The sequence below is a fragment of the Sphaerospermopsis kisseleviana CS-549 genome (genome assembly GCF_028329225.1).
GTDB classification, from domain to species: domain Bacteria; phylum Cyanobacteriota; class Cyanobacteriia; order Cyanobacteriales; family Nostocaceae; genus Sphaerospermopsis; species Sphaerospermopsis kisseleviana.
On sequence record NZ_JAQMTI010000326.1, the window covers coordinates 1 to 9,042 of the forward strand.

Below are 9,042 nucleotides of genomic sequence, written 5' to 3' on the forward strand. Positions count from 1 at the left end.
CCTGTCACCTGTCACCTGTCACCTGTCACCTGTCACCTGTCACCTGTCACCTAAATTACTCCTGTGTCGCAACCGTCAAAACCTGCGGAGGAGAAGCATCAGGAGGATAAAGAAAATCAACCTCTACCCAAGAATTATCCCCTGGTTTCATATTTAAAGACACCAAAGGTTGACCAGGTTCACCTCTTTTTTGCACTAAATGTACAAACTTAGTCGCCGGTTTACCCTGATCATCTCGATAACGAACTCGGACAGTTCCCCTAAAGAAAACCTGACGCGCAGGAGTTGTAAAAAACCTTAAACCTGATTTTGTTAACTCATTTTCTTTAATGGGAGTTTGCAGAGATACAGTGACATTTTTTGCACTTTGGGAATTATTCAACAAAGGCAACCTTAAAATATATTGAATGCCATAATTACCATGTGCAAAATAAGCTGTATCAGGATAACGCACTAACATCGGTGCTGTTTGAATTTGACCAGTACCAAAAGTTCCCCCATGTAAAGAACTTAAAGCATAAGAAAAAGCTTGACCAGGTTGGGGAATAGTTAAATACCTGCTGTTAGAATTATCTGTTAAAAGCGATCGCCATTGTGACCCACGGGACACACCCGCAACTCTTCCATAAATTGCAGGTTTACCAGTTCCCTGTATGGGAGTCGGGGTTTTATCTCTCGGTGTGGATAAATCACCATTCTTTAATAAATCTTCCCATTCTGCTAAAGTTGGCACTCGTTCACTACCATCAGCATTTTTCTTTGCAAACATCGCTAAACTAGCAGCATACACCGTCCCATTACTCCGCAAACGCATATAAGTAGAACGACCATTTAAAGGTGGTGTCAATTCTCGCACGGGAATGGGTAAATTTAACAACATCTGACTTTCCCCAGGAGGAATGACTATTTGCGCTGGGAAAATATTTTGTCTTCTCCCTCTCAAAATATCAGACATCACCCTACTACCCGGACCTGCAAACACATTTCCCGCATCATTAGGAATAAAAGAATCTAATGGTAAAAAAGGTGCATCTGGTTGACTTAAATAACTTGCACCTTGCAATATATTCACAGTTACCGGTGTAGTACCAGGGTTATGTAAGATTATTCCGTGGTAAAGAGAACGTAAATCTTCTGGTGGTTCTGCTCTAGCAATATGATGGGAAAAGACATCAAACCGCCCCTGAAAAGGAAAGTTTAAATGTGCAGTAGGTACTTTTTTATCCTCTGAAGGAAAGGTAGAAAGTAAAATACCTTCCTTTAATACCAATTCTGGACTATTACTATTAAATACTGGAACAGTATCCAACCTGCCTGGTAAAGCTCGCACCTCTTGAGGTATTACCACTTCTTCTGGTGGTGGTGCGGTTGGAGTTGCTTGCGCGAGAGTCAAACCGAGTAATGCTGACAACATAGGAAATTTAAAATTCAAAATTTATAACTGACTGGGGACTGGGGACTGGGGACTGGTGACTGGTGACTGGTGACAGGTGACAGTTAACAGTTAACAGTTATTAGTGAGTGGAGTTTATGATTTACTGTTCCCCATTCCCCATTCCCTATTCCCTATTCCCTGTTCCCTGTTCCCTTGATTCAAAAATAACCAAATTATTCATGATTAAAACAAAATCAGCAAGAATGTCTAGCAAATTTTCTTGATGCAAAATCGGAACATGGACAAAAATACAAGGAATGGGTAGTTGAGATTGATTCAAGTAGTCCAACACTGAATAATAAAGACCTTCGCACACAAATTTACCACAGTCGTAACTAATCTCAACTGCCGCTGTCTCAGCTATTAATTGTTCAACATTAACAATTGTGTGCAAAGTTATTATCCCAAAATTTTCTCCACCATCTCTAAATGAAATATCAGTAGTCTGTATAGACTCGCTACTAGCAACAACTTCCACACTTAAATTTTGCCGACTAGCAGCCATACCACAACAGATAACATAATCTGGTTTGAGTTCATTGATTTTGGCAATGACGCGAGAACTGGCAAGGGCAACATCTACAGGTAATCGTCGCAAAAAAGTTAAGTCATGATAGATATCAGCCATTTTGGCTAGTTCGAGTAACAAGTCATCAGAAGAATTTGACTGTTGTTCACTCAGCCAAGTGTCAAAAGAAGTTAATAATATTTTTTTCTGCATAATAAATATTATTTAGAATATTATTTAGAATTAGAATATAAATGCTTCCCTAATAAATTTACAAGGAGCAAGTAAATGCCAGTCATTGCGGTCGTAGATTATGATATGGGAAATTTGCACTCAGTCTGTAAAGGTTTAGAAAAAGCTGGTGCAATTCCTAAAGTAACTTATTCTGCCAAGGAGTTAGAACAAGCAGATGCTATAGTTTTGCCAGGAGTGGGAGCTTTTGATCCTGCCATGCAACATTTACGTTCACGCGGTTTAGAACAACCAATTAAAGATGTGATCGCATCTGGTAAACCGTTCTTAGGTATTTGTCTAGGACTGCAAATTTTATTTGAATCTAGCGCCGAAGGAACTCAACCAGGACTAGGAATAGTGCGCGGAAAAGTGCGGCGATTTCGTCCAGAACCAGGAATAGCTATTCCCCACATGGGTTGGAATCAACTGCAACTGACTCAACCAAGAAGCATTTTGTGGGAACATTTACCCCATCAACCTTGGGTTTATTTTGTCCATTCCTACTATGTTGAACCAACTGAACCGCAAATTAGAGCAGCAACAGTGACTCATGGTAGTCAAACTGTGACAGCAGCGATCGCTCATGAAAATCTCATGGCGGTTCAATTCCACCCCGAAAAATCCTCTAATATTGGATTGCAAGTTTTATCTAATTTTGTGGCTCAAGTCCGTGAAAAAATCCCTGCTTAATAAAAATTTGCTTTCTTTGTTAGTCGTCAGTTGTCTAATGACTAATGACTAATGACTAATAACTAATGATCAATGACTAATTAATGAGTTTAAGAATTTACGGGAATCGTCTGTTAAAAACTTTACCAGGGCAAGAGACTAGACCCACCAGTGCGCGAGTACGGGAGGCCGTTTTTAATATTTGGCAGGGAGAAATTGATCATTGTCGCTGGTTAGATTTATGTGCCGGTAGTGGTTCAATGGGTGCAGAGGCTTTATGTAGGGGAGCCTGTTTAGTAGTAGGAATTGAACAGTCAAGTCGAGCCTGTGCCATTATTCAACAAAATTGGCAGCAGATAGCGAATAATGAACAAAAATTTCAATTATTGCGGGGAAATGTCCTGCAACAATTAAAAAAATTATCAGGTCAAAAATTTGACAAAATATATTTTGATCCACCTTATGCCAGTGGTTTATATGAGCCTGTTTTAGAAGCGATCGCTCACTATCAACTTTTAGATCCTCAAGGGGAAATAGCAGTAGAACATAGTCCTAATTTTACACCACCAATCATCCCAACTTGGGAAATCAGCCGCCAAAAAGTTTATGGCAACACAGCACTAACTTTTTACAGAACAATGGAAGTATCGGAAAGCGAGTGATATCATCTACGGTTGAATACTTATCATATATGTTGAGACTTGTCATTGGTAATTGGTAATTGGTAATTGGGGACAATTACTAATTAAACAGCTATATCGTAAGTGATTGGGCGGACATATTAAAATTAATATACAAACACACACGCCTATATGTGACTAGGGGTTTAGCATTGCTAAACCCCTACGAGAACTAGCTGTTAACCCTTAGCCGCCCAACTCGGTAGGACGCTTGTATTGCTTATAGGCAGCGTAAAATAGTCCGCTAAGAGTGACGAAAATCAGACCCAGAACAATACCTGAGAGTAGGGGTTCAACCACTGTAAATCTCCTCTTTACAAATTTTCAAGTTTCGTTTCCCGTTTTTAATCTTACCAAATCCCGCATCAATCCAGCGCCCTAAGCCGTTTTTGGATTATAAATACTATCTAAAAATTTTCATCTGTGGTTGCAGGTAGAATCAAGAAATTTTAAGCTATGTGTAGAAGATGAAATATTTTTTTGTAAGAATTCAGAAGTCAGGATTCAGGAGTCAGAAGATTTGCTCATCTAGCGGTTACTCAAATAGTGATTATTAGTTTAACCGTTAAAAAGCTGACTGCTGAACACTGATAGCTGAATGCTTACAGTTTTTCGTACACCTAGACTGTAAAAGCAAACTCTTGAATAACCAGCTTATCAAAACTGAAACTTGGAGTCAGTGGATCACTTTGTCGGTTTTGGCCATACTCATAGCCATACCCGTAACTATTTTTGGTGTTCAGATAGTTCAAACCTCTGATCCTTACGTCAAAAATGTTTTATCACTGACAGGCAACCCAGTACAGGGAAAGGCTATCTTTCAAACCAACTGCGCTGGGTGTCATGGTTGGGAAGCTCATGGACTCGTTGGACCGAGCTTACAAGCTGTCTCGAAACGCAAATCTCAATATGGATTGATTCATCAAGTTATTAGCGGTGAAACTCCTCCCATGCCCAAATTCCAGCCCAGCGCCCAAGAAATGGCAGACCTTTTAAGTTATTTAGAAGGTCTTTAAGGGAACAGGAAATAGGGAAAAGTGTTATTTTATGTTTTTATATGTTGTTATAGATTTTGACAGGCTGACCAGAAAATCAATGGATAATAAAACTACCACTAAAAGAGGGTTTTACTCCTGACTCCTGTAAGGGCGAAGCATTCAGGCGATAAATTATCAATTTTTATCACAGGTTATTTTCCTGTAAGGGCGAAGCATTCGGGCGATAAATTATCAATTTTTGTTTAAGGCTATTTTCCTGTAAGGGCGAAGCATTCGGGCGATAAATTATCAATTTTTGTTTAAGGCTATTTTCCGAATGCCTGTCTGCCGACAGGCAGGCTTCGCCCCTACTTCGCCCCTACAACTCCTGACTCCTGGAAATTTCATGTTTAACTGAGTTTAAGAGTACATTCAAGAATCAATTTCTGGTTAACCAAGGAATAAGGTTGAATTTTCAACGCTTTTTGAAAAGCTTCAATAGCTTCACCATACTTTCCTATTGCTGCGTAACACAAACCCATACCATGAAGTGCGCCAAAGTGTACTGGATTTAGCTGCACAACCATTTGACAGTCAGCTAGAGATTTTTGATAATTGCCTATGCTGTAATATAAAAAAGCGCGTCTATTCCAAGCTTCAGCAAAATCTGGTTGTGTTTTAATAAGTTCTGTTAAAACTGCTTCAGCTTTGGCTGTTTCCCCAGCATCCATTAGTTTTTGACTATAATCAATCTTTTCTAGCCCATATATACCCTTTTGCTGAAACCAGAAGCGCCAAATTTTGCGAGTTGCTTGCTCACGAACTAAAGCATCAGGATTTTTCAAGTCTTCCAGTAAAGAATTGATAGATAAAGAATCCATGCAGTTGAGATAGGTAAGTTGATATTGCCAGTTACTTGTGCAGTAAGTATTCAAACATCAGCAGTCAGCTTTTTAACAATTACGCCAAAAATACTTATTTGCTCATCAAGCAATTAATCAAAAATTCTGACTTTTGACTTTTGAATTCTTACCTTGTGCAGAAGATTATCTCCTAATTTATGTTAATAGTCATCACGGTATTCTCCGATCTTGATTAAAAATTCTGGCAATATTTTGTATTGATTCATACTATTTTTTAAAAAAATTATGTAGGCAATGCTGGCGATCGCTCATTTGGGACAACATAAAAGGTAAGCATTCAGTCGTCAGCAGTCAGCCATCAGCTATGTACCTGAAATAGTGAAATCCAAGGAATGAAAAAACAGATGCAGATAACATTCCTGAAATTAACACTTCTGCATCCTTGCTATTGCTACTCTTGGCTGATTACTGATTACTGATAGCTGAATACTTGCCATAAAAGTAACTGTTCAGGGAGTGCTATATTTAAGCAACCTTTTACTGTAAATTCTCCTGCACCCAACTCCTAAAATTTCGCATTGCCTGACTTCTGCCAATAGTTAAACACTGCTGTACATACTCATTAACTAAATCCACAATGGGAATATGAGGAAAATTAGGACTAGATGGAGATTTTACATATTTCCCATCCTGTAACAAGAAAATTTCTAAACCTTGTTTTTTATATCGCCAAAGTTCAGGAACTCCCAAAATTTGATAATTTTCAAATTGAGTCCGAGAAGTAATATCAATTTCAATAGCTAAATCTGGTGGTGGATCTATATTTAAATCAATTCGATTTTTACCAATTACAGCGGCTTGATTTTGAATGTAAAAACTGGTATCTGGTTCTACGGCTTGCCTCATTCTCTCATTTTTCAGAGTTGTAGAACCAAAGGGTTCAAAATCAACATTCAGTATTTCTAACAAGATTTTCACCAAATCACCAACAATTTCTTTATCTTTTTCATGTTCAGGTAAAGGCACCATAATTTCTAACCATCCATTGCTATAGGAAATACGTGCAGCACGCTTTTCCCCCATTTCTTCTAAAATATTTTCTAGTTGCTGCCAACTAATATCTTTGAGTAACATTTGTTGGCCTGGATGAACAATAATTTGTTGCAATTCTAACAACATATTACCTCTTTAATAATTGATAATTGATAATTGATAATTGATAATTTGTAATTATTTATGGCTCTCCTCTTGCTCCTTACCTAATCATAACCAAAATTTTTAACACCAACCTGCTCACATCTCCTAAATTAGTTAAAATCAAAATCTAAAACACAGTGAACCAGGAGAAACACAGGCGTGCCTACACTCGGTGTAAACATTGATCATATAGCTACCATCCGCCAAGCCAGAAGGACAGTAGAACCAGATCCCATCGCCGCAGCAGTATTAGCAGAATTAGCCGGTGCTGATGGCATTACCGCCCATTTGCGGGAAGACAGAAGACATATTCAAGATCGAGATGTGCGGTTATTGCGACAAACAGTAAGAACCCACTTAAACTTAGAAATGGCTGCCACTGATGAAATGTTAGCGATCGCCCTGGATATCAAACCTGATTATGTAACATTAGTTCCCGAAAAAAGAGAAGAAATCACCACAGAAGGGGGTTTAGATATTGTCGGACAAATTGCTAGAATAGGGGATATAGTTGATAAATTGCAAAATGCTGGCATTCCCGTGAGTTTGTTTATTGATGCCGAACCTGCACAAATCGAAGCTTCTGTCAAGGTGCAAGCGAAGTTTATTGAACTGCATACCGGAAAATATGCTGAAGCTAAAGATGAAACAACTAGCCAGCATGAATTAGGCTTATTAGCCAAAGGATGCGAACAAGCTATAAAAGCAGGTTTGCGAGTCAATGCCGGTCACGGACTCACATACTGGAACGTTTACCCAGTAGCGGCGCTTCCAGGTATGGAAGAACTCAATATTGGCCATACTATCATCAGTCGGGCTGCCTTGGTAGGAATGGAAAGAGCAGTACGAGAGATGAAACAAGCAATGACTGGGGACTGGTGACTGGTGACTGGTGATTGGGGATACAATTTTGGATTTTGGATTTTGGATTTTGGATTTTGGATTGTATTTCATGAATCCAATCTAAAATCTAAAATCTAAAATCTAAAATCTAAAATTCTCCTGACTCCTGACTCCTGACTCCTTGATATCCTTTCACAAGAGGGGTTGTAGCTGCGTAATCCTGAAAAATTAGAGTCACATTGGTAACGTAAAACTTTTATGACTTCCACACAGCCTAACAACCTACCTCTTTGGGTACAAAATAGAGATACTGTAATTGAATACAGTAAACAGGCCGAATGGCGCTATCAGACACCCCCAGATTATACCCGTTCTAAAGAAAATCTAGCCAAAGAAAGTACCTGTAATCACGCAGAAGGTTCACTAGAAGCTATTGTACAGAATTTAGTGAGAACCTTTGAAATGGAGGTATCTTTTAAGAGTAATCCTAAACAGTGGTTAGCTGTTGTGCAGGATAAGTTTCGCGTCAGTACAAATGGGGGACAAGAGTTTACAGCCACAGATGTATACACCCAGGGTACTTATAACACATTTATGGCTGATTCTGAACATTACAAAGCTTCAGAAGAAACTTTTGAATCATCAGCGAAACTTTTTCATAGTACCTTTCCTCAAGGTTTTCCTTGGGAACTGCTTGAAGTTTACTCAGGTCCACCAGTGGTTACATTTAAGTGGAGACACTGGGGACATTTTCGCGGTCCATATAAAGACTTTGCACCCACAGGGGAAACAGTAGAAATTGTCGGTATCAGTGTAGCTCGTGTTACCGATGATTTGAAGATTATCTCTTTGGAACACTATTTTGACAACAACCTGTTTTTAGAGAAATTGACAGCAGGTGGCAAAATGGAAAATGCTGCCAATAGTGAAAATAAGAGTAGTGGTTGTCCTTTCGGTTCTTGGTTCAAGGGCGTGAAGAAAAGTTAATCTATTAGGGTACAGTGTTGCTGCTGTACCCTATAAATTATTAGATAGTGACTCAAGGATGAAAATGACAACATACTATTACGTTTTAGCTAGTCAACACTTTTTACTAGAAGAAGAACCTCTAGAGGAAGTTCTCAAAGAACGTACCCGTAACTACCACGAACAAGAAAAAGAAATAGATTTTTGGTTAGTGAAAAACCCAGCTTTCCTGGAAGCACCGGAAATGGCAGCAAATAAAGCTAAATGTCCTAAACCTCCGGTAGCAATTATTTCTACCAATTCTCAATTTATTACTTGGTTAAAATTACGTTTAGAGTATGTCATCACTGGAGAATTTCCAGCTCCTTCGGCAACAATTCCTAATCCTTTGGCATCTTTAACAACTGTGTCTTAATGAAGGCAGGGGCGGGAGGCATCTCACAGGGGTAGGTTTTTAATATGATCTGTGAAGGCAAGACCAGGAAGACAAGGAAGGCTTGTCCTGAGCGTAGTCGAAGGGATGGACAAGGAAGATTTTATACGGACAATGGTTTTTTGACGGACTATTTTTGTGACTAAAAGTACATAATTTGTACTGTTTTCCTCCCTTGTCACCTTGTCCACCTTGTCCACCAAGTCTTGCCCTGACGACAATGTAAAATACCTAACC

General features: G+C 39.0%; 11 protein-coding genes. 6 read left to right on the plus strand and 5 right to left on the minus strand.

Annotated features, from left to right (window positions below; all coding sequences use genetic code 11):
- Nucleotides 1-55: 55 nt before the first annotated feature.
- Nucleotides 56-1,414, minus strand: coding sequence for a DUF3370 domain-containing protein (locus PN497_RS25445; RefSeq protein ID WP_096571068.1), 1,359 nt, complete (start codon nt 1,412-1,414; stop codon nt 56-58).
- Nucleotides 1,415-1,559: 145 nt separating this feature from the next.
- Nucleotides 1,560-2,156 carry a pyroglutamyl-peptidase I family protein gene (locus PN497_RS25450; protein ID WP_096571066.1) on the minus strand — a complete coding sequence of 199 codons (597 nt, stop codon included), beginning with the start codon at nt 2,154-2,156 and terminating at the stop codon, nt 1,560-1,562.
- 75 nt (nt 2,157-2,231) lie between these two features.
- Between PN497_RS25450 and hisH the strand changes: the two genes are divergently transcribed.
- Together hisH and rsmD are read left to right on the plus strand one after the other, a co-directional pair.
- A complete protein-coding gene (gene hisH, locus PN497_RS25455; protein WP_096571064.1) occupies nt 2,232-2,867 on the plus strand; it encodes an imidazole glycerol phosphate synthase subunit HisH in 636 nt (211 codons plus the stop codon).
- 83 nt (nt 2,868-2,950) lie between these two features.
- Nucleotides 2,951-3,508, plus strand: a complete 558-nt coding sequence (gene rsmD, locus PN497_RS25460; RefSeq protein ID WP_096571062.1) for a 16S rRNA (guanine(966)-N(2))-methyltransferase RsmD — start codon at nt 2,951-2,953, stop codon at nt 3,506-3,508.
- A gap of 204 nt (nt 3,509-3,712) precedes the next feature.
- Here rsmD and petG read toward each other — a convergent pair whose 3' ends face one another.
- Nucleotides 3,713-3,826: a cytochrome b6-f complex subunit V gene (gene petG, locus PN497_RS25465; protein ID WP_013191177.1), complete on the minus strand. Its 114-nt coding sequence runs from the start codon at nt 3,824-3,826 to the stop codon at nt 3,713-3,715.
- Nucleotides 3,827-4,167: 341 nt separating this feature from the next.
- Between petG and PN497_RS25470 the strand changes: the two genes are divergently transcribed.
- Entirely contained in the window at nt 4,168-4,542 is a 375-nt protein-coding gene (locus PN497_RS25470) for a c-type cytochrome (protein ID WP_096571060.1), read from the plus strand.
- A 371-nt stretch (nt 4,543-4,913) separates the two neighbouring features.
- Here the strand turns inward: PN497_RS25470 and PN497_RS25475 are convergent, their stop codons facing one another.
- Nucleotides 4,914-5,384, minus strand: coding sequence for a tetratricopeptide repeat protein (locus PN497_RS25475; protein WP_096571058.1), 471 nt, complete (start codon nt 5,382-5,384; stop codon nt 4,914-4,916).
- Nucleotides 5,385-5,903: 519 nt separating this feature from the next.
- Entirely contained in the window at nt 5,904-6,545 is a 642-nt protein-coding gene (locus PN497_RS25480; RefSeq protein WP_096571057.1) for a Uma2 family endonuclease, read from the minus strand.
- Nucleotides 6,546-6,722: 177 nt separating this feature from the next.
- On the opposite strand from PN497_RS25480, the gene PN497_RS25485 reads away from it, so the two are divergent.
- The 3 genes from PN497_RS25485 (at nt 6,723) to PN497_RS25495 (ending at nt 8,787) form a co-directional block, all read left to right on the plus strand.
- On the plus strand, nt 6,723-7,445 hold the full coding sequence (locus PN497_RS25485; protein ID WP_096571055.1) for a pyridoxine 5'-phosphate synthase: 723 nt from the start codon (nt 6,723-6,725) through the stop codon (nt 7,443-7,445).
- A 219-nt stretch (nt 7,446-7,664) separates the two neighbouring features.
- Nucleotides 7,665-8,393, plus strand: a complete 729-nt coding sequence (locus tag PN497_RS25490; RefSeq protein ID WP_096571053.1) for a SnoaL-like polyketide cyclase — start codon at nt 7,665-7,667, stop codon at nt 8,391-8,393.
- 64 nt (nt 8,394-8,457) lie between these two features.
- Nucleotides 8,458-8,787 carry an MgPME-cyclase complex family protein gene (locus tag PN497_RS25495; RefSeq protein ID WP_096572795.1) on the plus strand — a complete coding sequence of 110 codons (330 nt, stop codon included), beginning with the start codon at nt 8,458-8,460 and terminating at the stop codon, nt 8,785-8,787.
- The last annotated feature ends 255 nt before the right edge of the window (nt 8,788-9,042 follow it).

What these genes read in the sequence shown, in the direction of transcription:
- PN497_RS25495 (WP_096572795.1), top strand. Translation starts at nt 8,458, where the DNA reads ATGACAACATACTATTACGTTTTAGCTAGTCAACACTTTTTACTAGAA.
- rsmD (WP_096571062.1), top strand. Translation starts at nt 2,951, where the DNA reads ATGAGTTTAAGAATTTACGGGAATCGTCTGTTAAAAACTTTACCAGGG.
- PN497_RS25450 (WP_096571066.1), bottom strand. Translation starts at nt 2,156, where the DNA reads ATGCAGAAAAAAATATTATTAACTTCTTTTGACACTTGGCTGAGTGAA.
- PN497_RS25445 (WP_096571068.1), bottom strand. Translation starts at nt 1,414, where the DNA reads ATGTTGTCAGCATTACTCGGTTTGACTCTCGCGCAAGCAACTCCAACC.
- PN497_RS25480 (WP_096571057.1), bottom strand. Translation starts at nt 6,545, where the DNA reads ATGTTGTTAGAATTGCAACAAATTATTGTTCATCCAGGCCAACAAATG.
- PN497_RS25490 (WP_096571053.1), top strand. Translation starts at nt 7,665, where the DNA reads ATGACTTCCACACAGCCTAACAACCTACCTCTTTGGGTACAAAATAGA.
- PN497_RS25475 (WP_096571058.1), bottom strand. Translation starts at nt 5,384, where the DNA reads ATGGATTCTTTATCTATCAATTCTTTACTGGAAGACTTGAAAAATCCT.
- hisH (WP_096571064.1), top strand. Translation starts at nt 2,232, where the DNA reads ATGCCAGTCATTGCGGTCGTAGATTATGATATGGGAAATTTGCACTCA.